The organism is Halobellus sp. EA9 (genome assembly GCF_051195055.1).
GTDB lineage: Archaea > Halobacteriota > Halobacteria > Halobacteriales > Haloferacaceae > Haloquadratum > Haloquadratum rubicundus.
Genome location: NZ_JBNTJW010000004.1, coordinates 229,354 through 252,548, shown reverse-complemented (window position 1 = coordinate 252,548; position 23,195 = coordinate 229,354). Strand labels below are relative to the sequence as shown.

The 23,195-nt window shown below is 69.4% G+C and carries 25 protein-coding genes; 11 read left to right on the top strand and 14 right to left on the bottom strand.

Annotation, left to right across the window (positions count from 1 at the left end; all coding sequences use genetic code 11):
• The first annotated feature begins 132 nt into the window (after positions 1-132).
• Positions 133-756, top strand: coding sequence for an HAD family hydrolase (locus ACQUQ0_RS07405; protein WP_435184261.1), 624 nt, complete (start codon positions 133-135; stop codon positions 754-756).
• A 3-nt stretch (positions 757-759) separates the two neighbouring features.
• Here the strand turns inward: ACQUQ0_RS07405 and ACQUQ0_RS07400 are convergent, their stop codons facing one another.
• Complete coding sequence (locus tag ACQUQ0_RS07400) at positions 760-3,099, bottom strand: DEAD/DEAH box helicase (protein WP_435184232.1); 2,340 nt, start codon at positions 3,097-3,099, stop codon at positions 760-762.
• A 230-nt stretch (positions 3,100-3,329) separates the two neighbouring features.
• Positions 3,330-3,701, bottom strand: coding sequence for a 2Fe-2S iron-sulfur cluster-binding protein (locus ACQUQ0_RS07395; protein ID WP_435184231.1), 372 nt, complete (start codon positions 3,699-3,701; stop codon positions 3,330-3,332).
• Between the two features lie 220 nt (positions 3,702-3,921).
• Here ACQUQ0_RS07395 and ACQUQ0_RS07390 point away from each other — a divergent pair, with 220 nt between their 5' ends.
• The 4 genes from ACQUQ0_RS07390 (at position 3,922) to ACQUQ0_RS07375 (ending at position 9,455) form a co-directional block, all read left to right on the top strand.
• A complete protein-coding gene (locus ACQUQ0_RS07390) occupies positions 3,922-6,885 on the top strand; it encodes a PAS domain S-box protein (RefSeq protein ID WP_435184229.1) in 2,964 nt (987 codons plus the stop codon).
• 95 nt (positions 6,886-6,980) lie between these two features.
• Positions 6,981-7,919 (top strand): lipoyl synthase, encoded by a 939-nt coding sequence (gene lipA / locus ACQUQ0_RS07385; protein WP_435184228.1) that lies wholly within the window; start codon positions 6,981-6,983, stop codon positions 7,917-7,919.
• 170 nt (positions 7,920-8,089) lie between these two features.
• The gene (locus ACQUQ0_RS07380) at positions 8,090-8,323 is read left to right on the top strand and encodes a hypothetical protein (RefSeq protein WP_435184227.1); all 234 of its coding nucleotides are present in this window, start codon (positions 8,090-8,092) and stop codon (positions 8,321-8,323) included.
• A 91-nt stretch (positions 8,324-8,414) separates the two neighbouring features.
• A complete protein-coding gene (locus ACQUQ0_RS07375) occupies positions 8,415-9,455 on the top strand; it encodes a DNA cytosine methyltransferase (protein WP_435184225.1) in 1,041 nt (346 codons plus the stop codon).
• Between the two features lie 3 nt (positions 9,456-9,458).
• Here the strand turns inward: ACQUQ0_RS07375 and serB are convergent, their stop codons facing one another.
• Entirely contained in the window at positions 9,459-10,109 is a 651-nt protein-coding gene (serB, locus tag ACQUQ0_RS07370) for a phosphoserine phosphatase SerB (RefSeq protein ID WP_435184222.1), read from the bottom strand.
• Positions 10,110-10,239: 130 nt separating this feature from the next.
• On the opposite strand from serB, the gene serA reads away from it, so the two are divergent.
• Positions 10,240-11,844, top strand: a complete 1,605-nt coding sequence (gene serA, locus ACQUQ0_RS07365; protein WP_435184220.1) for a phosphoglycerate dehydrogenase — start codon at positions 10,240-10,242, stop codon at positions 11,842-11,844.
• 18 nt (positions 11,845-11,862) lie between these two features.
• Here the strand turns inward: serA and ACQUQ0_RS07360 are convergent, their stop codons facing one another.
• The 6 genes from ACQUQ0_RS07360 to ACQUQ0_RS07335 all read right to left on the bottom strand — a co-directional run bounded on the left by ACQUQ0_RS07360 (position 11,863) and on the right by ACQUQ0_RS07335 (position 15,495).
• On the bottom strand, positions 11,863-12,267 hold the full coding sequence (locus tag ACQUQ0_RS07360) for a hypothetical protein (RefSeq protein ID WP_435184219.1): 405 nt from the start codon (positions 12,265-12,267) through the stop codon (positions 11,863-11,865).
• Between the two features lie 92 nt (positions 12,268-12,359).
• Positions 12,360-13,625: a threonine synthase gene (thrC, locus tag ACQUQ0_RS07355; protein ID WP_435184218.1), complete on the bottom strand. Its 1,266-nt coding sequence runs from the start codon at positions 13,623-13,625 to the stop codon at positions 12,360-12,362.
• A 79-nt stretch (positions 13,626-13,704) separates the two neighbouring features.
• A complete protein-coding gene (locus ACQUQ0_RS07350) occupies positions 13,705-14,085 on the bottom strand; it encodes a helix-turn-helix domain-containing protein (RefSeq protein ID WP_435184217.1) in 381 nt (126 codons plus the stop codon).
• 94 nt (positions 14,086-14,179) lie between these two features.
• A complete protein-coding gene (locus ACQUQ0_RS07345) occupies positions 14,180-14,419 on the bottom strand; it encodes a hypothetical protein (RefSeq protein WP_435184215.1) in 240 nt (79 codons plus the stop codon).
• A 70-nt stretch (positions 14,420-14,489) separates the two neighbouring features.
• Complete coding sequence (locus ACQUQ0_RS07340; RefSeq protein WP_435184213.1) at positions 14,490-15,176, bottom strand: DUF5828 family protein; 687 nt, start codon at positions 15,174-15,176, stop codon at positions 14,490-14,492.
• A 109-nt stretch (positions 15,177-15,285) separates the two neighbouring features.
• Complete coding sequence (locus ACQUQ0_RS07335) at positions 15,286-15,495, bottom strand: hypothetical protein (RefSeq protein WP_435184212.1); 210 nt, start codon at positions 15,493-15,495, stop codon at positions 15,286-15,288.
• A 94-nt stretch (positions 15,496-15,589) separates the two neighbouring features.
• Between ACQUQ0_RS07335 and ACQUQ0_RS07330 the strand changes: the two genes are divergently transcribed.
• Together ACQUQ0_RS07330 and ACQUQ0_RS07325 are read left to right on the top strand one after the other, a co-directional pair.
• The gene (locus tag ACQUQ0_RS07330; protein ID WP_435184210.1) at positions 15,590-15,967 is read left to right on the top strand and encodes a cupin domain-containing protein; all 378 of its coding nucleotides are present in this window, start codon (positions 15,590-15,592) and stop codon (positions 15,965-15,967) included.
• Positions 15,967-16,620, top strand: coding sequence for a hypothetical protein (locus tag ACQUQ0_RS07325; RefSeq protein WP_435184208.1), 654 nt, complete (start codon positions 15,967-15,969; stop codon positions 16,618-16,620). The genes ACQUQ0_RS07330 and ACQUQ0_RS07325 overlap by 1 nt, the downstream gene beginning before the upstream one ends.
• 61 nt (positions 16,621-16,681) lie before the next feature.
• Here ACQUQ0_RS07325 and ACQUQ0_RS07320 read toward each other — a convergent pair whose 3' ends face one another.
• The 3 genes from ACQUQ0_RS07320 to ACQUQ0_RS07310 all read right to left on the bottom strand — a co-directional run bounded on the left by ACQUQ0_RS07320 (position 16,682) and on the right by ACQUQ0_RS07310 (position 19,913).
• Entirely contained in the window at positions 16,682-18,490 is a 1,809-nt protein-coding gene (locus ACQUQ0_RS07320) for a carbon starvation CstA family protein (protein ID WP_435184205.1), read from the bottom strand.
• Between the two features lie 146 nt (positions 18,491-18,636).
• Positions 18,637-19,614 carry an ArsA family ATPase gene (locus tag ACQUQ0_RS07315; RefSeq protein ID WP_435184204.1) on the bottom strand — a complete coding sequence of 326 codons (978 nt, stop codon included), beginning with the start codon at positions 19,612-19,614 and terminating at the stop codon, positions 18,637-18,639.
• A gap of 2 nt (positions 19,615-19,616) precedes the next feature.
• Positions 19,617-19,913 carry a hypothetical protein gene (locus ACQUQ0_RS07310; protein ID WP_435184202.1) on the bottom strand — a complete coding sequence of 99 codons (297 nt, stop codon included), beginning with the start codon at positions 19,911-19,913 and terminating at the stop codon, positions 19,617-19,619.
• A gap of 117 nt (positions 19,914-20,030) precedes the next feature.
• On the opposite strand from ACQUQ0_RS07310, the gene ACQUQ0_RS07305 reads away from it, so the two are divergent.
• A complete protein-coding gene (locus tag ACQUQ0_RS07305; RefSeq protein ID WP_435184199.1) occupies positions 20,031-21,365 on the top strand; it encodes a CobW family GTP-binding protein in 1,335 nt (444 codons plus the stop codon).
• Between the two features lie 98 nt (positions 21,366-21,463).
• On the opposite strand, the gene ACQUQ0_RS07300 is transcribed toward ACQUQ0_RS07305, so the two are convergent.
• Both ACQUQ0_RS07300 and ACQUQ0_RS07295 read right to left on the bottom strand, forming a co-directional pair.
• On the bottom strand, positions 21,464-21,685 hold the full coding sequence (locus ACQUQ0_RS07300; protein ID WP_435184196.1) for a hypothetical protein: 222 nt from the start codon (positions 21,683-21,685) through the stop codon (positions 21,464-21,466).
• Between the two features lie 95 nt (positions 21,686-21,780).
• A complete protein-coding gene (locus ACQUQ0_RS07295; protein ID WP_435184193.1) occupies positions 21,781-22,107 on the bottom strand; it encodes a hypothetical protein in 327 nt (108 codons plus the stop codon).
• A 56-nt stretch (positions 22,108-22,163) separates the two neighbouring features.
• Here ACQUQ0_RS07295 and ACQUQ0_RS07290 point away from each other — a divergent pair, with 56 nt between their 5' ends.
• Positions 22,164-22,346, top strand: coding sequence for a hypothetical protein (locus tag ACQUQ0_RS07290; RefSeq protein WP_435184191.1), 183 nt, complete (start codon positions 22,164-22,166; stop codon positions 22,344-22,346).
• Between the two features lie 86 nt (positions 22,347-22,432).
• Positions 22,433-23,113, top strand: a complete 681-nt coding sequence (gene upp, locus ACQUQ0_RS07285) for a uracil phosphoribosyltransferase (protein ID WP_435184188.1) — start codon at positions 22,433-22,435, stop codon at positions 23,111-23,113.
• The last annotated feature ends 82 nt before the right edge of the window (positions 23,114-23,195 follow it).

The following is a 23,195-nucleotide window of genomic DNA, read 5'->3' as shown; positions in this document are numbered from 1 at the left end:
TCGGTCAAGAACCCACTCGCGAAGGTCTTTGTCCGAAGGCGTGCGACGGGGGGTATGGACGCAGGCGACGGCGGAGACGATGGCGACGGCGGCGGCCGATCGGCACTGCCCGACGGCCCGGTGCTGTTCGATATGGACGGCGTGCTCGTCGACTCGGAGACCTACTGGCACCGCTTCGAGGACGAGTGGGTCTTCGCGGCGGCGATCGAGGGCGGCGACCCCGCCCACGAGGAGGTGACGGGGATGCCGTATTACGAAATCTACGACTACCTCGACCGGGAGTACGGGACGACCGTGACGAAGGACGAGTTCGTCGCGGCCTACCAGGACCGCGCCGGGTCGCTGTACGGCGAGGACGTGACGCTGACCGAGGGGATCCCGGCGCTGTTCGGTTCTCTCAGAGCCGAGGGCCGACCGCTCGCGATCGTCTCGTCGGCGCCGCAGTCGTGGATCGCGATCGTCCGCGAGCGGTTCGATCTCGGCCCGCTCGATCTGGTGCTGAGCGCCGAGGACATCGACGAGCCGGGGAAGCCCGAACCGCACATCTACGAGCGCGCGGCGGCGGAACTCGGCGTCGAACCCGCCGACTGCGTCGTGGTCGAGGACTCGCTCCACGGCATCGAGGCCGCCGTGCGGGCGGGCGCCTTCACCGTCGCGTTCCGGACGACGCACAACGCGGAGTTGGACCTCTCGCGCGCGGACGTCGTCGCCGACGGCCCGGACGGACTCCGGCGGGTCTTCCTGGGGAGCGAGTAGCTCCTACTCGACGGCGACGGTCCGCGTCGCCCGCACCGGGTACAGCGGCGCCTCGGGGAACGTCACCTCGACGGCGTACTCCAGTTCGTCGGCGTCGGCGCCGAAGACGCCGACCGGGACCGAAAGCGACTCCGAGAGGTACGCCTCTTTCGTCGTCATCTCGACGTCGTTGACCGTCACGCGGACGCCCACGGCCGCGCCGCCGCCGCGGTTGCGGACGACGACCTCACACAGCTCGTTCTCGCCGGCGGCGACGCTGTCGGGGAAGTCGCCCCAGGAGACGTCGATCGCGGGGTGCGAGCGGGCGTTCTCGACGACGCGCTCGGCGACGCCCGCCGAGAGCCCGGCCCGTTCGAGTTCGTCGGTGCCGGCGTCGACGACGTCCGCAGGACTGCGGAGCCCGCCCGTCGCGAGCGTCCGCGCGCGGTTCGGGCCGATGCCGTCGACGGCGGTGAGCCCGACCGCCTCCCGCGGGACGCCGTGTTCGACGCGGGCCTCGACGCGGCGCGCGAGGTTGGCCGCCCGCGGGCCCGCGAACTCGGCGAGGAACTCCCGGAGCGCCGAGAGGAGCCTGAGCGCGTTCTGCCGGATGATCCACGCGTCCGAGCGCAGGTCCGCGGGGGTGCTGTTCTGCATCCCGGCGTGGAGGATCGCCAGCACCTTCCGGGGGCCGTCCTCCAGGTCGGTCGCGACGTCCGAGAGCACCGCGTCGACGGCGTCGGACTCGGACTGCCTGGCCGAGACCGAGCGGAACTCCGCGGCGCCCGCGACCGTCTCCAGGACCCCGTCGGCGTCGATCGTCTCCCGCGCGCAGAGGTCGCGGAAGCGCTCTGCGGTCTCGAGCCGGAGGTAGTACTTCGAGGCGAGGCGGCCGAGCGCCGTCCCGCCGACCGAGAGGTCCTCGCCCATCTCGACGAAGCCCCGGTCGACGAGCGATTCCAGGGTCTCCCGCACCCGGTCGCGGAGGTTCGCGAAGTCGTATGCGTCGGGCTTCGACTGCGCGCGCCGGTAGTAGAACGTCGTCTCCAGCCACGAGAGCACGTCGTCGAGGTCCCGGATCGTTCCCATCGCGATCTCGGCGTTGAGGTGGGAGTCGAGGTCCTCCGCGAGTCGGGACTCGATCTCCTTGCCGTCCCGGAGCAGGCGTCGGTACTTGTCGGCGTCCGCGCGGTCGCAGACGACCCAGCCGTAGCCGACGTCGTCGTAGCCTGGCCGCCCCGCGCGCCCGAGCATCTGGAGGATGTCGAGCGGCGAGATGTCGACCTCGCCTTCCAGCGGGTCGTGGTACTTCGTGTCGCGGATGACGACGCAGCGCGCGGGGAGGTTCACGCCCCACGCGAGCGTCGACGTCGAGAAGAGCAGCTGGATCTTGCCCTCCTTGAACCACGACTCGACGCGGTCGCGGTCGTCCTTCGAGAGCCCCGCGTGGTGGAAGGCGACGCCGTCGGGGACGCCCTTCGCGAGCGCGTCGTCGTCGAGTTCTTTGGCCTGATTGTGGAAGTCGTAGTCGCCGCGGGCGCCCATCGGGATGTCGCGCTCGGCGATAACGTCCCGCGATTTGCCGGCCGCGCGGACGGCGTCCTGCCGCGAGGAGACGAACACGAGCGCCTGGCCGTCCTCGCGGATGTGCTCTTCGGCGAGGTCCAAGGCGGTGTAGAGCCGCCGGTACTTGTCGGCGAAGGCGTTGTCGCCGTGGGAGTAGGTCTTCACGCCCGCGTGGAGGTCGACCGGGCGGTACTCGTCGCCGAACTCGAAGGTCGTCTGCGGGACCGCATCGAGCCACGCCGCGACGTCCTCGATGTTGGGCATCGTCGCCGACAGCGCCACGATCCGGGGGTCGCAGATCCGGCGGAGTCGCGAAACGGTCACTTCCAGCACGCCGCCGCGGGTGTCCGAATCGAGCAGGTGGACCTCGTCGATGACGACGCAGTCGACGTCGGCGACGAAGGAGTAGCGCGCCGAGTCGTGTTTCCGCGTCGCGGAGTCGGTCTTCTCGGGCGTCATCACGAGGATGTCCGCGCGCTCGGCCCGCCGGGGGTTGAGGTCGCGCTCGCCGGTGACGACGTAGACCGAGTAGCCGAGTTCCTCGAAGCGCTCCCATTCGGATTCCTTCTCGTTCGTGAGCGCGCGCAGGGGCGCGACGAAGAGCGCGGTGCCGCCGTCGGCGAGCGTGCGGCAGATCGCCAGCTCCGCGAGCGCCGTCTTGCCGGAGGCGGTCGGCGCGGCCGCGACGACGTTCTCGTCGCGTTCGAGGATCGCCGGCGCGGCCTCCCGCTGCATCCGGTTGAACTCATCGAAGCCGAAGGCGTCGGCGAACTCCGGGACGACCTCGGCGACCTTCACGCGCCGCACCTCCGAGCGGGTCGGGCCGGGGAACCCCTCGGGGCGGGAGCGAGAGAACGGGGAGCGAGACGAGTCATAGTTGGGAGGGGGAACTCCGGCGGCAAAGTCGTTTCTCCATCGGCGCGGAGGGAGCCGCGCGCGACGCACTCATAGTGATTACTCTCACTGTTTACCGCCGAACGCCACCCCCGGTAACGGCGTTCGGCGGTAAGAGACGAGAGTAATTACTATCAGTCCTCACCGGGCGTGTCGCCGCCGTCCTCGCTCCCGTCGCGCCGCCGCGGCAGGATCTGGCCCCACACGCGCTTGTCGAGGAGCCTGACCGTCATCGGCTCCGTGACCGCGATCTGACAGGAAAGCCGGGGATAGCCGAACCGCACCGCGGCGGCGTCGTGCCAGTGGGTCGGCTCCGGCGCGGGATCGACCTCGACGGTGCAGGTCGCACAGAGCCCGCGACCGCCGCAGTTGGCGTGCCGCGAGACCGTCCCGTAGACCGAAAAGCCGCGCTCGCGGAGCGCCTCGCGGAGGGTCGCGCCGCGTTCGACCTCGACGACCGTCTCCTCGTCGCCGTCGACGACCGTGAGCGGGACCATCTCGGCCATACTCCTAGTCGGGAGCGGCGGCCCCTCATAGTGTTTGGTGTTGCTGTCCACCCGATTCGTCGCCTCGCTCCGGCGGGCCGGCGGTACCGGTCGAGGATAGAGATAATCGGGTCATCGGCCGGGGGGACGAGCCCACGTGGCGGCCGGATCCCGAGAAGATCACATCTGATAAGCAGGCACCAACGTTGAAGTAACAGTCCTGAGATGGTTCTAAAACCAAATGTCTCCCGTCTCGGAAACGCACGCTCTGTCCGTCCGTCCGTACGTGGACGGCGAGTACACCGCCACACGAGACGAGCTCGAATCCGTGCTGGAAACGCTCGCGGCCACGACCGAACTCGCCATCGGCGAACTCGCCGACGTCGCGGCGTTCGGCGCCGATTCGCCCTCTCCGAAGGACGCCGGAGCCATCGTGTTCGCCGCCGGCGCCGACGCCGTCCCGGAGCGCATCGATCGCCCGACGGTCTGGGTGTCGACCGATGCCGCGGCGGCCGCGCGGGCGCTCGACGCCGGCGCGGTCGACGCCCTGACCTGGACGCCGGGAGACGACCCCGCGCTCCTCGCGGCGAAGGCCGAACGCGCGTTCGGAAGCGTCGGCGGGGGCGACGCGGGCACCGATCCGGACCGAGCCGCGGGCACCGACGGCGGCCCGGTCCGGGCGTTAGAGCGCATCGACGACGGGATCATCGAGGTGGACGGCGACGACGCCGTGACCTACCTCAACAGCGCGGCGGAGGGGTTCCTCGACGTCGACGACGCCGACGCCGTCGGGGCGTCGCTGTGGGACGTCCTCACGCCCGCGTCGGCCGAACAGATCAGGGGCGAACTCCGGGAGGCCCGAGAGACGGGCGAGGTGACGCGGGAGGAGGTCACGACGCCCGACGATCGGTGGTTCGAGGTCACGATCTACCCGGACGACGACGGGGCGGCGGCCTACGTCCGCGAGATCACCGCAAAGCGGCGGGGCGCGACGGATCAGACGCTGTACGAGTACCTGGTGAAGACCGTCGGCGACGCCGTCTACATCCTCGACGAGGAGGGGCGGTTCATCTTCGTCAACGACGCGCTGTGTGAGATCACCGGCTACGACCGCGAGGAGTTCCTGGGCTCGTCGGTCCACCTGATCAAGGACGACTGGACCGTCGAGGAGGCCGAAGACGCCCTCAGAGAACTGCTTCGGGAGACCGGCGACGCCGAGGAACGGGACATCTCGATCGCCAAGCTCGACGTCGAACTGATCACGAAAGACGGCGAGCGGATCCCGTGTACCGACCGGATGACGCTGCGGCCGCTGGAGGACGGCTCCTTCTCCGGGACCGTGGGCACCCTCCGGGACATCAGCCGCCAGCGTCGGCGCCAGCGGATCCTGAACAATCTGCTGGAGGCGACCCAGGATATGGTCGCCGCCGAGACGACCGCGGCGGTCGCAGAGCGGGTCGTCGACGTCGCGGCCAACACCATCGAGACCGACGGCGCGGTCGTCCGCGAACACGACGCGGCGACCGACGAGCTCGTCCCGATCGCGGCGTCCGACGGGGTCGCCGGGACGCTGGGCGAGCGGCCGCGCTACGACGCCGACGAGGGCCACGTCGGGACGGCGTTCACCGAGGGCCGAACCGTCACCGCCACCGACGAGGACCACCTCCCGGACACCCCGATCGACGCGAGCATGTACCTCCCGATCGGCGACTCGCGGGTACTCAGCGTCGGCCACCGGGACGAGGACGGATTCAGCGAGGACGAGCGGCGCTTCCTCGAACTGCTTTCTGCGACCGCCGAATCGGTGTTCGAGCGCGTCGAGCGCGACCAGGAGCGGCGGCGGTACGAGGCGCTCGTCGAGACGGTCGACGACATGCTGTTCACCATCGACGACGAGGGCGCGTTCACGCTGGTGACCGAGTCGCTGGCGGAGACGCTCGGGACGACGCGCTCGCGGCTCGTCGGCGCGAACATCGCGGACGTCCTCGACGACGACGCGGTCGCCGAGCGGCTGGTTTCGCTTTCGGGCGGCTCCGACGCCGTCGAGACGGGCCTGGAGACCCGCGACGGCGGCGTGGTCCCCGCCCGGATCTCGGCGACGCCGATCGCCCAGCCCAGCGGGGACGGCGTGGTCGGGACCGTCCAGAACATCCGCGAACTGCGCCTGGCACAGGAGGAGGCGTCCCGTCAGCACACGCGGTTTTCCGAACTGTTCGGCTCGCTGACCGATCCGCTCGTCGATCTGTCGTTCGGGGGCGAGGGGGCGGAGATCAACGCCGCCAACGAGCCGTTCGTCGACCTGGCCGACGGGACCGACGACGACCTGGAGGGCGTCCCGCTCGCCGACGCCGGCGACGCCCTCCCGGCCGAGATCCGGGACGCGCTCGAAGACGTCAGCGAGCGCGAGACCGGGATCGAACGCGAGGTCCGCGCCCGGACCGACGGCGGGGTGAACGCCTACCTGCTCCGGAGCGTCCCATACAGGAGCGGCGACGTCGAACGGGCGTTCGTCGTGTTGACCGACGTGACGGAGGTCAAGCGGCAGGGCACGCACCTCCAGGTGCTGCATCGGCTCCTCCGGCACAACCTCCGGAACCGGACCAACGTCATCCAGGGCCGGGCAGACCTCATCAAGTCCGAGGCCGACGACGACCGGCTCGTCGAGCACGCGACCGAGATCGCAAGCGCCTGCCGGTCGCTCGTCGACACGAGCGAGACGGCCCAGGCCATACAGCGCGTGCTGCGGAACAGCGACGCCGAGAGCGACCGGCTCTCGCCCGAGGAGACCGAATCGCGGCTCCGAGGGCTCGTCGCCACGACGGTCGGGTCCGACGCGGTCGACGTTCGGGTCGCCGTCGACGTGGCGGCGCCCGTCCGGTACGACGAACTGGTCGAGAGCGCGCTGCGGGAACTGCTCGAAAACGCGATCGAGTACGGGACCCCCGAGCCGGACTCGGTCGTCGAGGTCGCGGTCACCGACACCGACGAGGGAGCGATCCGGTTCGCGGTCACCGACGACGGGTCGGGCATCCCCGAGACGGAGTGGTCCGTCGTCGCCGAGAACCGGGAGATCACACAGCTCCAGCACGCCTCGGGGCTGGGGCTGTGGCTCGTCAAGTGGGTCGCGGACGCGCGCGGCGGGGACCTGCGGCTGATCACGGCGGACGGCTCCGGAACGACGGTGGCGATGGACCTGCCGGCCTGACCGGGCGGTCGCGGACTCGACGCCGAAACCGACCCCCGCGGTGAGGGTGGGCCGGTCACCCGCAGGCTTTTGCTCGGGCGCACAAAGGTAGGCATATGAGCGGCACGGGCAGGCGGAAGCCGGACTGGCTGAAGATGCGACCGCCGTCGGGGCGTCGGTTCACCGACATCAAGGAGACGCTCCGGGATCGGGACCTCCACACGGTCTGTGAGGAGGCGAACTGCCCGAATATGGGCGAGTGCTGGAGCGGCCGCAACGGCCCCGGCACGGCGACGTTCATGCTGATGGGCGACCGCTGCTCGCGCGGCTGTAACTTCTGCGACGTCGAAACGGGGGGAATGGAGGCGCTCGACCCCGACGAGCCCGCGAACGTCGCCGACGCGGTCGCCGAGATCGGCCTGGACTACGTCGTGCTCACCTCCGTCGACCGCGACGACCTGCCCGACCAGGGCGCGGGCCACTTCGCCGAGACCATCCGCGAGATCAAAGAGCGGGATCCCGGCATCCTCGTCGAGGTGCTCATCCCCGACTTCCAGGGCGAGCCCCGATTGGTACGGAAGATCGTCGACGCCGGTCCCGACGTGATCGCGCACAACGTCGAGACCGTAGAGCGGCTCCAGTGGCCCGTCCGGGACCGCCGCGCGGGCTACGAGCAGTCGCTGTCGGTGCTCGAACAGGTGTCCGAGGAGTCCGAGGTCTACACCAAGACGAGCCTGATGCTCGGCCTCGGCGAGTACGACCACGAGATCTACCAGACGCTCTCGGATCTTCGGGAAGCGGACGTCGACATCGTGACCCTCGGCCAGTACCTCCAGCCCTCGCGGTCGCACCTGGACGTCTTCGAGTACGTCCACCCCGACGCCTTCGAGACGTGGCGGCGGGTCGCCGAGGAGGAACTCGGCTTCCTCTACTGCGCGTCGGGGCCGATGGTGCGCTCGTCGTACAAGGCGGGCGAGCTGTTCGTCGACGCCGTCCTGCGCGACGGCGAGAGCGTCGAGGCCGCGCGCCAGCGGGCGCGGACGGCGGGCGACTGATAGTGATTACTCTCACTGTTTACCGCCGAACGCCGTTCCCGGGGGTAGCGTTCGGCGGTAAACGGCGAGAGTGACCACTGTGCGGGAACACTGACAAACGGAACCCGAGTTCACAATTGTACGATCACTTATTACCTCTGCCCCCGATGATCCGGTAGCGAGAACGCACCGTGTCCACGCACCCATCCGAAAACACCCTGGAGTTGGTCCAACAGATCGTCGATCTGAACTGCGACGGCGAGCGCCTCGTGGCCCTCTCGAAGGACCAAGTCCTCCAGACCCTCGAAGGGAGCGGCCTGAGCGAGGCCGAGGTCGAGCGCGCGCTGGCGGAGTTAGTCGAGCGAGGCGAACTCGCAGAGACCGACGAGGGGTACCGGTGCGCGGCACGGCGCGCCGAACAGTAATGGGAGGCGCGATCGGTCGAGCGTTCCGGGTCGGACTCCCGGCCCGCGATTTTTAAATACGGTCGGCGACGAGTCTCGGAGAAACCCGCGAATGCCGGACACAGACCTCGATCGATCGTCGATCCGCGTGCTCGATCTCTTCTGCGGCGGCGGGGGCCTCTCGGAGGGGTTCCTGCAGGGCGGCTACGACGTCGTCGCCGGCGTCGACGTCGAGGCCAACTTCCTCGCGACCTACGAGCACAACCACGAGGACGCGCTGGCGATCCAGGCGGATCTCTCGGCGGTCGAGCCCGCCGAGTTCTTCGAGTCGCATCCGATCGACGCGGACGAGATCGACGTCGTGATCGGCGGCCCGCCGTGCAAGGGGTTCAGCATCGCCGGCCACCGCGACCCCGACGACGAGCGGAACTACCTGGTGGGGAACTTCATCGACTTCGTCGAGTTCGTCGAACCGGACGCGTTCGCGATGGAGAACGTCCCCGGGATCAAGTCGATGGAGGACGGCGACACCCTCCGGGCGATCCTGGAGGGCTTCGAGCGCGCGGGCTACGAGAAGCCCGCCTACGAGACGCTCAACGCCGCCGACTACGGCGTCCCGCAGAACCGCCGCCGGGTGATCTTCCAGGGGCGTCGCGACGGCTCCGTTCCGACTTACCCCGAGTGCACCCACGGCCCCTCGAAGCAGGCGACGCTCACCGGAAAGCGGCTGAAGCCGTACGTGACCGTCGAGGAGGCCCTCCTGGAGAGGGAAATCGAGGGCCTGCCGAACCACGACAAGACCGACCACTCCGAGGAGATGCGAGAGCGCATCGCCGAGGTCGAACCCGGCGAGAGCCTCTACGAGAGCTACGGCGACAGCTGGCGGCGGCTCCCCCGCGACGAGCCCTCGATCACGGTCAAGGAGAACCACAACGCGGCGTTCATCCACCCCGTCGAGAACCGCGTGGGGACCGTCCGCGAGTGCGCGATCCTCCAGTCGTTCCCCGACGACTACGTGTTCCAGGGGCCCAAGAGCACGCAGTTGAAGGTCGTCGGCAACGCCGTCCCGCCGGGGCTCTCGGAGGCCATCGCCGAGGCGCTGGCGGCCGATCTCGCGGCGATGCGGAACGCGAACGTCGCGGACGCGGAGTGATCGCTATGCCTCGGACGGCTTGACGACGTTGTACCCCTCCAGCACCTTCCCGAGCCGGTACATCGAGGCGACGACAACGTCGCAGGCGGGGCGGACGGCGTCCTTCGGGAGGTAGCCGACAGAGAGCCCCGCGACCTCCAGCATCGGGAGGTCGTTGGCGCCGTCGCCGACCGCGATCGTCCGCGAGAGGGGGACGTCGAGATCGTCCGCGAGCGACTCCAGGGCGTCGTCCTTCGTGCCCGTGATGAGCGGCCCCTCGACGTCGCCGGTGAGGCGCCCGCCCTCGATCGGGAGCCTGTTGGCGACGATGGTGTCGACCTCGACGCCCTCGCGCTCCAGCGCGCGCTCGACGCCGCGCTCGAAGCCGCCGGTGAGGATCGCGACGTGGTGGCCGGCGTCGCGCAGGCGCTCGATGAGGTCGGCCGCGCCGGGGCGGAGCCGCACCTGGCCGAAGGCCTCCTCGGCGCCCTCCGCCTCGAGGCCGTCGAGGAGCGACGCGCGCTCGCGGAGGCTCTCGGCGTAGGAGAGCTCGTCGTTCATCGCGCGTTCCGTGATGTCCGCCATCCGGTCTGCGACGTCCATCCGCTCGCCGAGGAGGACCGTCATCTCCGAGTCCGAAAGCGTTCCGTCGAAGTCGAAGGCCACGAGTCGCATACCCGGAAATCGCAAGCGGAGGCTTTCAAATCTCCTATCCGCGACGCCACGGTAGTCGATAACAGGGCTCAAACCCTCGTCAGCGGCGAGAAGAAACGTTTAACCCTGGAAGCGAGATAGGGGTGAGCATATGAAGGTGCTTATTACGGACCCGATCGACGACGCGGGGCTCGAACGCCTCCGCTCGTCGGGCCACGACGTAGAGACAGCCTACGACGTGGAGGGCGAAGCGCTTCTTTCGGCCGTCTCGGACGCCAACGCGCTCGTCGTTCGGTCCGGAACCGAGGTCACCGAGGCGGTCTTCGAGGCCGCACCCGACCTCGTCATCGTCGGTCGCGCCGGGATCGGCGTCGACAACATCGACATCGACGCCGCCACCGAACACGGCGTGATCGTCGCCAACGCGCCGGAGGGGAACGTCCGCGCGGCCGCCGAGCACACGGTCGCGATGTCGTTCGCCGCGGCGCGCTCGATCCCGCAGGCCCACGCCCGCCTGAAGGACGGCGAGTGGGCCAAGAGCGACTACCTCGGCACCGAACTCAACGGCAAGACCCTGGGCATCGTCGGCCTCGGCCGCGTCGGCCAGGAGGTCGCAAAGCGGCTCGACGGACTCGGGATGGATCTGGTCGCCTTCGACCCCTACATCAGCGAGGAGCGCGCCGAGCGCCTCGGCGCGGAACTGGTCGAGTTCGAGGAGTGCCTCGAAGCGGCGGACTTCCTGACGGTCCACACGCCGCTGACCCCCGAGACCGAGGGGATGGTCTCGACCGAGGAGCTCGAACTGATGGGCGGCGGCTTCCTCGTCAACTGCGCCCGCGGCGGCGTCGTCGACGAGGACGCGCTCGCGGCGGCGGTCGACGACGGCGTCCTCGACGGCGCGGCGGTCGACGTCTTCGCCGACGAGCCCGTCTCGCCGGACAGTCCCCTCCTGGACGTCGACGAGATCGTCGTGACGCCGCACCTGGGCGCCTCCACCGAGGCCGCCCAGGAGAACGTCGCCACCTCGATCGCCGACCAGATCGACGCCGCGTTCGCGGGCGAGCCCGTGATGAACGCGCTGAACGCGCCCTCGGTCGACGAGAGCGTGTTCCCGCGCATTCGACCGTACATCGGCCTCGCCGAGACAGCCGGGAAGATCGCCGCGCAACTGCTCGACGGCCGGATCTCCTCGGTCGAGGTCGAGTACGAGGGCGACATCGCCGAGGAGGACGTCGAGCTCGTCACCGCCTCCGCGCTGAAGGGCGTCTTCGAGCCGCTGGAGTGGCAGGTCAACGCCGTGAACGCGCCGCAGATCGCCGAGGAGCGCGGCATCGACGTCACGGAGTCGAAGCGCCTCCAGTCCGAGGACTTCCAGAGCCTCGTGACGGTCCGCGTCGGCAACGACGACGAGTCCCTGAGCGTCTGCGGGACGCTCTTCGCGGGCGAGGACCCGCGGATCGTCAAGATCGACGGGTACCGGGTCGACGCGATCCCCCACGGAAAGATGCTCGTCGCCCGCAACGCCGACAGGCCGGGCGTCATCGGCTTCATCGGCTCGGTGCTCGGCGACTACGACATCAACATCGCGGGGATGTTCAACGCCCGCCGCGACGAGGAGGGCGGCGAGGCGCTCACCGTCTACAACCTCGACGACCCCGTTCCCCAAGAGGTGGTCGAGACGATCCTCGCCGACGAGCGGATGATCGACGTCACCTACCTCACGCTCAACGGCCAGGACGACCGCGACGAGGAGTAGCCACTCGGCGCCGCTCTGTCACCTTCTACGCTGCTCTGTCGATCCAAATCCGGGACAGCGTTCGGCGAACCGCCGCCCGATCGCGAGCACGGCGGCGATGCGCCCACGAGCCCCGGTCCGCCGCTCGTCGCTCCGGTCGCGCTCGCGTTCCAGTTCGGCCGTCCGCCGGCGGAGCTGTCGCTCGTAGCGATCGATCACGTCCTGACGCTCGCGGCGGCGACGGCGGAGACGCCGCTCCAGGCGTTCGTCCTTCCGCTCCAGGCGTTCATTCTCCCGCTCCAGTTCGGCGTTCGCCGCTGCGAGCCGTTCGTGTTCCTCCTCCAGTTCGGCGATCCGATCGACGAGCAGCGGACGCGCCGCGCGCTCGGGATTCGGGCCGGGCGCGTCGCCGCCCGAGGAGGTCGGTGACGACGACGAGGCCATATGTGGTACGTAGTACCATACCCTCAAGAATGCCCGTCAGACGGGCGGCGAACGGACGTCTGCACGGCGACGAGTGAGCGGGAGGGCCGACCCTATTTCGCGCCGATGTGTTCCAACACGGCCTGGGTGTCGTTGGCGACGGGCTCGGGGTCGCCGCCGGCCTCGAAGGCCGCGTCGGGGTCCTTCAGCAGGTGGCCGGTGGTGAGACAGACGACGTCCTCGTCGGCGTCGACGACGCCCCTGTCGCGGAGTTTCTTCAGCCCGGCGACCGAGGCCGCCGAGGCGGGCTCGACGCCGATGCCCTCCTTCGCGAGGTCGCGCTGGGCCTCGGTGATGGCGTCGTCGGAGACGGAGACGGCGGTCCCGCCGGTCTCGCGGATGCCGGGCAGCGCCTTCGGCGCGTTCACGGGGTTGCCGATCCGGATCGCGGTCGCGCGGGTCTCGACTTCCTCCCAGCGCTCTGTGTCCGCCCAGCCGTGCTCGACGGCCTCGACCATCGGCGCGGCGCCCTCGGCCTGGACGCCGGTGAGCTTCGGGACCTCGCTGGGGTCGAGCGCGCCGGACTGGACGAGCTCGCGGAAGGCCTTGTAGAGCGCGGAGGTGTTGCCCGCATTGCCGACGGGGAGGACGATCCGGTCGGGGAAGCGGCCGTAGTCGTCGCGGAACTCCTCTAAGATTTCGAGGCCGATCGTCTTCTGGCCCTCCAGGCGGAAGGGATTGAGCGAATTGAGGAGGTACACCTCGCCGCGCCGAGCGAGGTCCTGGACGATGTCGAGACAGGCGTCGAAGTTGCCGTCGACCTCCAGGATGCGGGCGTCGTGGAGCGCCGCCTGAGCGATCTTGCCGGCGGCGACCTTCCCCGAGGGGAGGAGGACGAGCGTCTCCATCCCGCCGCGGGCGCCGTAGGCCGCCAGCGCCGCGGAGGTGTTCCCCGTCGAGGCGCACGCGAGGCGGTCGACGCCGAGTTCCCGCGCGACGCGGACGCCGACGGTCATTCCCCGATCCTTGAACGACCCGGTGGGGTTCATCCCCTCGTGTTTGACGCGGAGGGTCTCGACGCCGATCGACTCGCGCAGGCGCGGCGCCTCGTGGAGCGGCGTGTCGCCCTCGGGGAGGCTGACGCCCTCGTCGAAGGGGAGTGCGGCGCGGTAGCGCCAGACGCCGCGGCCCTGGCCTCGGAAGTCCTCGAACGTCGGCGGGTCGGCGTAGCGGACTTCGAGAAGGTTGCCGTCCTCGCCGGTGTACCTGATCTCGTCGAACGGCGCGTACGTCTCGCCGGTCTCGATGTCCGCGAGCCAGACGCCGTCGTCGGCGACGTCCGGGGCGTCGGGCGCGGGCGCGGTGAGTTCGAGGCTCATTGTGGGACTCCTCGCGTTCGCCGGTGAAAAGGAGGGCGGTTCGCGCGTCCGACGGGGCCGTCGACCGGCGGCCGACGCGCTAGGCCGCCTCTTCGGCGCCGTACTCGTCGATGCTCCGGTGGACGCGCTCGACCCACTCGTCGAGGGCGTCGTGGAGCATCTCCTTGGCCTCGGGGAGGTCGGTCGCGGTGTACTGGTAGATGTACCCGCCCGAATCGAGGAGGCGTCGCTCCCGCGCGGCGAGGCCCTTCTCCATCAGCGTCGTCAGCGAGCGGTTGACGTTGCTCCGGTCGCGGTCGAGGATGTCCGCGAGCTCCGCGACGGTGCTGCCCGGATTGTCGAGCAGCGTGAGGTAGGTCCGGCTCTCGTGGCGCTGGATCCCGAAGACGCAGGCCAGCACCTGCTGGAACCCCGGATCCTCGGTCTCCAGGAGGTCGCTCATCTCTGGTACGTCGGCCATACACGCCGTTCACCGCCGACGCGACTAAAGTCCGGGGTAGCGGCAGTTCCGGTCCGCGGGTCATCGGCGGGGCGGCGGCGGGGCGTCGACGGCGCTACTCCGCCCGCGCGTAGCCCATCTTCTCGATGCAGGCGAGCATCTCCGCCTCGTCGTCGTGCTTGTGGAGCGTCGTCGGCGTGTCGCAGTAGTAGGTCTCGCCGTCGTGCCGGAGCGAGAGTTCGTGGGTGCCGCCGAGCAGTTCGGCCTCGACGACGACACGGCGCCCCTCCCGGAGCGCCTCGAGGATCTCCGCGGCGGTCAGTTCGCCGGACTCGATCCGGAGCGGGTCGGACATACCTGGAGATACGAGGCGGGGAGTATGACTGTTGGCGGTCCGCGGCGCGGCACCGGCGCCCGCCCCGTTCTCAGTTCGTCGTCGAGCGCGAGCGCTCCTCGGACTCGGGCGGCTCGACGCCCTCTGCGGCCTCTGCGGTTTCTGTCTCCTTCGGGGTGTCGACGTGCCAGCGGGTCACCTCGTCGTCGAACGCCGCGAGCCGGCCGCTGACCTCGTCTTTGAGGTCGTCGTCGTTGATGTTCACCTCGAAGATGAACGTCACCTCGTCGTCGCCGCGGGCGGACTTCTGGATGTTGGCGCTCACGAGCTCGTTGTCGAAGTAGTAGGGCGCCAGTTGGGTCATCACGCGCTGGTAGACCGTGTTCTCGACCCGGCGGAGCGCCCGGCGGCCGGCGGAGTCGGCGGCGCGGGCGACGTACCCGAGCGACTCCGACCAGCGCTCGACGGCGCCGTCGCTGTCGCCCTCCTCGACGCGCTCGTACGATTCGGAAAGGCGCTCGCCCGCCGTCTGGAGGTCCTCGTCGGGACCCTTGCCGGCCTTCTCGCCCTCGCCTTCGGCGACGCTGGCCTGGACGGCGGTCTTCTCGCTCACGTCCTTCGAGAGGCGCTCGTGGGACTTCGGGCGCCACTCGTCCCACTCCTCGAAGGCCTCCCCCTCGACGCCGGCGTCGCGGAGCGCGCGGGTGATGCGTTCGCCGTGCTCGACGACGTCGCCCCACGAGCCCCGAACCTTGAATCCGGAGACGCTCTCTTCCATCGCTTCTGACGGGGTAGGGACGGGGAAGTATAAAACTCTACTCCGGACCGTGGGACCGTCCGCCACACCGCATCGAACGGTTTCGCGGCGCGAGGACGCGAGACGCCGCTCAGCGCCCGTGGATGAAGTCGGTCGCGGCCCGGTCCAGCCGGCTGACGACGCCGCTGAGCCACGCGCTCGGGGAGGCGCGACGGAGCGAGTCCTCGTCGACCTCGATCCGATCGCCCTCGAAGGGGCCCTCGACGTCGGGATCGGTCGTGTCCACGACCGTCGACATCGCACAGCGCCCGCAGGACTCGGTGTTGTCGTTCGTGCGCATCGTACCGACGTAAGGGAGGCAAACGACATTAAAATTGGGGGAAGATGGCGCCGGTCCCGAGCGGCTTTAGTGCCTGTATGCGGAGTGTGCGGGTATGGGATATCGGACCGTGGGTTACGAGGACGTGGAGCCGGCAGACGAGCGGCCGTGCGAACTGCGTCGCCTGGGGGCGGCCGCGGGGCTCGGGAATATGGCGATCAATCGCTTCCGCGCCGAGCCGGGCGAGCAGCTGCCGCTCGCGTACCACTACCACGAGGAACAGGAGGAGGCGTTCTACGTCCTCTCTGGGACGCTCGCCGTCGAGACGCCCGAGGCGTCCTTCGAGGTCGAGACCGACGAGCTGTTCGCGGTCGACCCCGAGAGCCCCCAGCGGGCCTACAACCCCGACGACGCCGACGGGGACGTCGTCGTGCTCGCGATCGGCGCGCCCGCCGTCGACGGCGACGCCGTCGCCTACGACGCCGAGGACTGATGTCCGAACAGTCCGAGCCGTTCGATCCGGTCGAGGCGGCCGAGGAGGTCGGCATCGACCTCGACGACGTCCCAGTCTGGGACGACGAGTACCTCGACCGGGTCTCGGACCGCCTGATGTTCAACTACGACCTCGAACGGGACCGCGCGGTCGGCGGCGAGCGGTTCGCCCTCTACGCCGAGATGCGGATGGAGAGCCAGAAGCACTTCTTCCACCCCGCGCTCGACTACGCGAACCACGAGCACCGGGAGTTCCTGTTCGCCCGGCGGCGGGACCGGCCGACCGTCGCGGACCTGGAACGGCTGATCGAACTCGGCCACGACCTCGCCGACTCCGCGGAGTGGCTCGTCCCCGACGAGGAGCACTTCGGGACGGACTTCACCTTCGTCCTCGTCGCCGAGGAGATCCCCGCGGACGTCGCGGAGTTCGTCGAGGGCTTCCGCGACCGGAATCTGTTGAAGTTCGGCTACTACGGCCACTACGAGGTCAACGTCGGGGTCGTCGCGCCCGAGCGCGAGGCGATCGTAAAGAGCGAGAGCGCCGACTCCGCGGAGGCGTTCGCGCTGTGGCGTGACGTGCCCCCGGCGGACCGACGGCAGGGGCTGCTCGGGCGGTTACGCGGGGCGGTGGCGCGGCTGGTCGGCGGACGGTAGCCGTTCGGCGAGAAGGGACCGAGAGGAAAGAGCGGCGGTTCGGAACGCGGATCTTCCGGGCTCAGTCGTCGCCCGGCGAGAACCCGCCGGAGCGCTCGCCGCTCCGGACCGCCTCGATGTTGTCGTACCCCATCTTCACGAGCGAGAGCCCGAGGTACACCAACACGAGCGCGAGGGCGATCTGCGTCACCGCCGACAGCATCTGGACGATCGTCGCGTCCGCCATCCAGGCGGGGTCGAGGAACTTCGTGTAGAGGTTGCTGTAGAAGGCCAGCCACAGGAGCCCCGAGACGGTGATGACGACCATCACGGCCATCGGACCGCCGGTGCTGAGGAGCTGCTTCGAGTCGTCCCAGTTGGCCAGCCAGACGGTCGCGGTCAGGAGCGCCAGCGCCGCCAGCAGCTGGTTCGCACCGCCGAAGAGCTGCCAGAGCGTCGCCCACGATCCGCTGGCGATGAGGATGTACGCCGGGATGGTCTGCACCGCGGCGTTGCCGTAGCGGTCCGCGGCGAAGGACTGGACGGACGTCTCGGGCGTGCCGACGATCTCCTCCATCATGTAGCGGCCCAGGCGGACGGCCGTGTCGGTCGAGGTCAGGAGGAAGCTCACGAGCACGAGCGCCATAAACGGCCCCCCGAAGGACTGGGGGACGCCGAAGCTCGTGAGGAGGATGGCTCCGCCGCTCGCGAACGTCGGCAGCGCCAGGCCGATCCCGCCACCGACGTCGGGCGCGACGAGCGCGACGCAGATGAGCGCGGTCGTCGCGAGCAGTCCTTCACCGAGCATCCCGCCGTACCCGATCGCGCGGGCGTCGGTCTCGCGGTTCAGCTGCTTCGCGGTCGTGCCCGACGAGACCAGCGAGTGGAAGCCGCTGATCGTCCCGCAGGCGATCGTGATGAACAGCAGCGGGAACAGCGGCGCGCCGTTGCGGCCCACAAAGCCGTAGAACGGTTCGAGGTTCGTCACGAGCGGTTGGCTCGCCGTCCCGAGGAGCGTGCCGACGATGACGGCGAGCAGCGCGCCGCCGACGCCGGTGTACAGGAGGAACGACGAGAGGTAGTCACGCGGCTGGAGCAGGAACCACACCGGGAGCGCGCTCGCGATCGCGCCGTAGAGCAGGATGATCGGGATCCAGGCCGCGGTGTTGGCGCCGAACGCGCCCGCGGCCGGGAGCCACGAGAGGTTCGAGCCGAACAGCACGATGGTGTTCGCCGGGTAGTCGCCGCCCGGCACCAGGGCGAGCGGGTACTGGATGCCGACCCAGACGCCGGCGAACATCAGCGCGACGAACAGCCCGGTCCCCACGAGGAACGGGAGGTCGAGCTGGTACAGCCAGACGCCGAGCAGGACCGCCAGCCCGATGTAGATCAGGCTCGCGGTCGCCGCCGACGGGTACGCGTTGAAGACGATCGCCACGACGAGGGCGAACACCGCCACGACGAGGATGATCGTCAGGAACGCGAACCACAGCAGCATACTCTTGCCGCGTTCGCCGACGTACTCGCCGATGATGTAGCCGATCGACTTCCCCTCGTGTCGGAGGCTGGCCGACAGCGCGGAGAAGTCGTGGACGGCACCCATCAGCGGGTTGCCGATCGCGATCCAGGCGATCGCCGGCAGCCAGCCCCAGAGCACGCCGGCGGTGATCGGGCCGACGATCGGCGCCCCGCCGGCGATGCTGGAGTAGTGGTGGCCGAGGAGGACGGGCTTCTTCGATGGGACGTACTCCTGCCCGTCCTCGTACTTATGTGCCGGAGTCTCGCGACTGTCGTCGAGGTCGACGAACTGCGCGAGATACTTCGAGTACCCGAGGTACCCGCCGCTGAACAACGCGAGTGCCGCTATGACGAGCCATAGCACCTGAACCATATTGATATTACCCCACGCGTGGTTGTGAAATAATCACGTATAATGTTAACGATCATTGAGCGCATTTATCGGCTGCGAGCGGACGGATTCCGTCCGACTGCGGGGAGATCGAGCGTCGGGCCGAGCGTGTCGGATCGAGCGAGCGGTCACTCCGGGGTCGAGGCGGGCTCGACGCCGACCTCGATGTCGAGCTCAGACGCGACCGTTTCGAGGATACTCCCTTTCACCTCGGAGACGCGGGTCTCGACCTCGGCGACGACCGGCGGGCCGAACGACTCCCGCAGCTCGTCGAGGTGCTCGCGCTCGGTCTCGACCCGGTCGCGGAGGAAGCGGGCGCCGCGGCCCTCCTCGTGGTCTTCGGGCTCGGGCGTGAGTCGATTGACCGCCAGTCCGCGGACGTCGAGCCCGTAGGACTGGAGTTCGTCGATGGCGCGGCTCGTCTCACGGAGCGACAGCTCGTCGGGGTTGACGACGAGGAAGAAGGCGGCGTCGTTTCGCAGTCGATCGCCGGCGAACTCGAAGCGTTCCTTGCGGGTGCGCAGCCGTTCGAGGATCGGATCGCCGTCCATCATCCGCCGGGGCTCGTTGTTGCCGATGGCCGCCCGCTCGTAGAGTTCGATCGCCTTCTCGCGCTTGTGGGCGAGCCGGTCGATCCATCCTTCGAGCATCTCCGGCAGAGAGAGGAGCCGAAGCGTCCCTCCGGTCGGCGAGGTGTCGAAGACGACGCGGTCGTAGTCGTCGGCCTCGCGCATCACGTCGATGAAGCGGTCCATCAGCGCGGCCTCGTAGGCGCCGGGCGTCTGGTGGGCCATCTCGATCTGGCGGTCGATCTCGTTGACCATCGCGGCGCTCACCTGGTCGCTCATCGCCCGTTTCGTCTCCATCAGGTGCCGCTCGGTCTCGGCCTCGGGGTCGATCTCCATCGCGTCCAGGTTCTCGATCCCCTCGACCGACGCGGGGTCGTCGTCGAACTGCTGGTCGAAGACGTCGGAGGTGCTGTGGGCCGGGTCCGTCGAGACGATCAGCGTGCGCAGGTCCGCGCGGGCACAGCGGAGCGCGTACGCCGACGACATCGTGGTCTTGCCGACGCCGCCCTTCCCGCCGAAGAAGACGTGTTTGCGCATCGTCAGAAGTGGTACTGCTGGCCCTTGCGTTCGAGGAGCGACCCGCGGTCCCACATCCGGCGCTCCCAGGCCTCGAACTCGTCTTCGAGGTACGGGAGCAGCTCCGCGGTGTAGTACGACACCGGCGAGGGGATGCCGAAGGCCTCGGGGAAGCACGCGAGCATGAACGTGTCCTCGACGTCTTCGGCCTCCTTTTCGATCTTCTCGTAGGCCGGGTGGGAGACCATCCCGTGGTAGAGGCCTCGAAGCCACTCGGCGAGGCGCGCTCTGAAGCGTTCGATCCGGTCGGCCAGCGACATAGCGCGAGGTACGGACGCCGCGACAAAAGCGTATCGCACCGCCGGCTCGCTCGCCGTCGGTCGCGGCGAGCCGCCCCGCGCCCGCACGTTGAAGTAGCGCCGTCGCCGACAGAGCGTATGGCGACTTCGACGGACGGGACGCCGGTGACGATCCTCACCGGGAGCCTCGGCGCGGGGAAGACGACGCTGCTCAATCGGCTGCTGGCGGGCGCCGCCGACCGCGACGTCGCGGTGCTCGTGAACGACATAGGCGAACTGAACGTCGACGCCGACCTCGTCGACGAGGCGTCCGAGCCCTCGGTCGCCGACGGGACCGTCACGGAGCTGTCGAACGGTTGCATCTGCTGTGAGCTCCGCGACGACCTCGAAACCGCGGTCGTCCGGCTGGCACGGGAGCGGTCCTTCGACCACCTCGTCGTCGAGCCCTCGGGGATCAGCGACCCGGGCCCGGTCGCGCGGCTGTTCACCGGCGGGTCGCCCGCCGCCGCGCGCTACCGCGTCGACGCCGTCGTCGCCGTCGTCGACAGCCGGCTCTTTGCGGACACCTTCGACCCCGACGGCGATCCGACCGAGGCGGTCGCGAGCGACGGCGACGGGGAGACTCGCCCGCTGTCGGAACTGCTCGTCGAGCAGGTCGAGTTCGCCGACGTGGTCCTCCTGAACAAGACCGACCTCGTGACCGACGACGAACTGGCGCACGTCGAGGAGGTCGTCCGGACGCTGCGCCCGGACGCTCGCATCCACCCGACGACCTACAGCGAGATCGACGTCGACGAGGTCCTCGGCCTCGGGGTGTTCGAGCCCGGCGCCGCCGCAGAACGGGCCGGGTGGAAGCGGGCGCTAGAGAGCGACGAGCGAGACGGCGACGAGCACGACGGAGCAGCGCACGATCACGGCAGCGACGGACACGATCACGCACACGAGGGACACGGCCACGGCGACGACCACGACCACGACCACGACCACGTCCACCCCGAGGAGGACTTCGGCATCACCTCCTTCACCTACCGCCGCCGCCGGCCGTTCCACCCCGAGCGGATCGCCGCCGTGCTCGCGGACCTCCCCCCGTCGGTGATCCGCTCGAAGGGCCACCTCTGGGTCGCCGGCCGCGAGGACGCCCACCTCACGTTCAGCCAGGCGGGCCCGTCGGCCGCCGTCGAGGTCACGGGTCGCTGGATCGCGAGCCTGCCGGAGTTCGAACAGCGGAGCTACCGGAACAACCGCTCGGACCTCGGCTTCGAGTGGGACGACGAGTGGGGCGACAGGCGCACCGAACTGGTGTTCATCGGGCAGGACGTCGACGGGGATTCCCTCCGCGCGCGGCTCGACGAGGCGCTCCTGACCGACGCGGAGTTCGAGTCGGGACCCGACGCGTGGGCGTCGCTGTCGGGATTGGGTCAGTTCCCGTCGGAACCGGGCGCGGAGGCCGTGCTCGCGACGCCGACGGACTGATAGTGATTACTCTCACTGTTTACCGCCGAACGCCACCCCCGGTAACGGCGTTCGGCGGTAAGAGACGAGAGTAATCACTATGAGTCTCGAATTCGGCTTCAGCAGGCGCAGCCCGTCGAATCGGGCGAGCGCTCCAGTTCCATCTCGTCGCCGCAGTCCGGGCAGGTCGGCGGCGCGTCGCCGGCGACGTCCTTCGCCGGGATCCGTTCCGCGCAGTCGTGACACCAGTACGAGCCGCGGGTCTCCGACGTGGACGACCCCCGGTTGGGCGACTCCGTCGAGGCCTCGAAGGCGTCCTTGAGCGTGCCGAGCAGTCCCATATCGATAGGGAAAGATCGTGACGTACAAAGTTCCGCCTCGCTCGTGCGCGAGCGACGGACGACCGGAGGGCGGAGCGGCCGCGCGCCGCGGTCGATCAGGCGGCGCTCAGGAACGCGACGACGCTCAGGAGGATGAAGACGACCCCGAAGACGACGGCGCCGTAGCAGAGTTTGCGGAACCGGACGTCCGCGGGTACCTCCCGCCGGACTGCCGGATCGACCGTCCAGACGAACCGGCGGTAGGCCCACAGCGTCGCCGCGAGCGCGACCGCTACGGAGACCGCGAGCCCGCGGGGCCACGGGATCGCGAAGGCGTCGAGGTACAGCGGGCCGAAGGAGAGACACAGGAGCCACGCCGAGCCGGCCACGATGACGAAGGGGACCGGATCGACGGGCTCGCCCTCCCGGTTGCGGACGGACACAGTCGAATGTGGGCCGCCGGCGCAAAATATGTGTAGGCCGCCTGCGACGCGGGCGTATGGAGACGACTTCCGAGGGAGACCCGCGCGTGCTCTTCGTGATGAACCTCGTGCTCTCGTCGCTCTTCGCGACGGTCGTCGTGTGGGGGCTGGGCTTCGTCGATATCGCGTCGTTCACGCCGATCAACGTGGCGTCGCTGGCGCTGGTGTTGATGGCGGCGACGTACGTCGTCACGCGATAGCGGCCGAAGAAAGCGGAAGCGACTGTCGGGGACGGGGCGCGAACGACCCCGATGAGTTATGTAGATCGTGCCGCGACTGTGGGACAATGGCCATCGAAGACCGCGACGACGCGTATCTGATCACGCACGCACTCGCGAAGGACACGCTCTCGCGACTCCGCGACGTCGAGACCGAGCAGGTGGCGTTCCGGAAGGGGCTCGTCAAGCTCGGACGGATCTGCGGCTACGAGATCATCGACGGCGCGATGGAGACCGAGTACGTCACCGTCGAGACGCCGCTGACCGAGACCACCGGCGAGCGGGTCCGCGGCCTCGACGACGTCGTGATCGTCAACGTCCTGCGGGCGGCGACGCCGTTCGTCGAGGGGCTCCTGAAGGCGTTCCCGCGAGCCAAACAGGGCGTCATCAGCGCCGGCCGCGACGAGGAGGCCGGGATGAACGACGAAGGGGAGTTCCCGATCAACATCGACTACGTGAAGATCCCCGAGATCACCGACGAGGACACCGTCATCGTGGCCGATCCGATGCTCGCGACGGGCTCGACGATGTGCGCCGTCCTCGATCACGTCCTCGGCTCCACCGACGCGGATCCCGCCGACGTGTTCGTCCTCTCGGCGGTTTCGGCGCCCGACGGGCTGCTTCGCGTCGGCCGGGAGTTCCCCGACGCGGACCTGCTGACGGTCGCCATCGACGACCGCCTCGACGACGACGGGTACATCGTGCCCGGCCTCGGCGACGCGGGCGACCGGGCGTTCAGGACGACGTGAGGGGCGACGAGCGGCCGACCTGCGGCCGACCTGCGGCCCGAGCGGGTGAACACCTTTACCGACGCGTCGCCCACGGGGACGT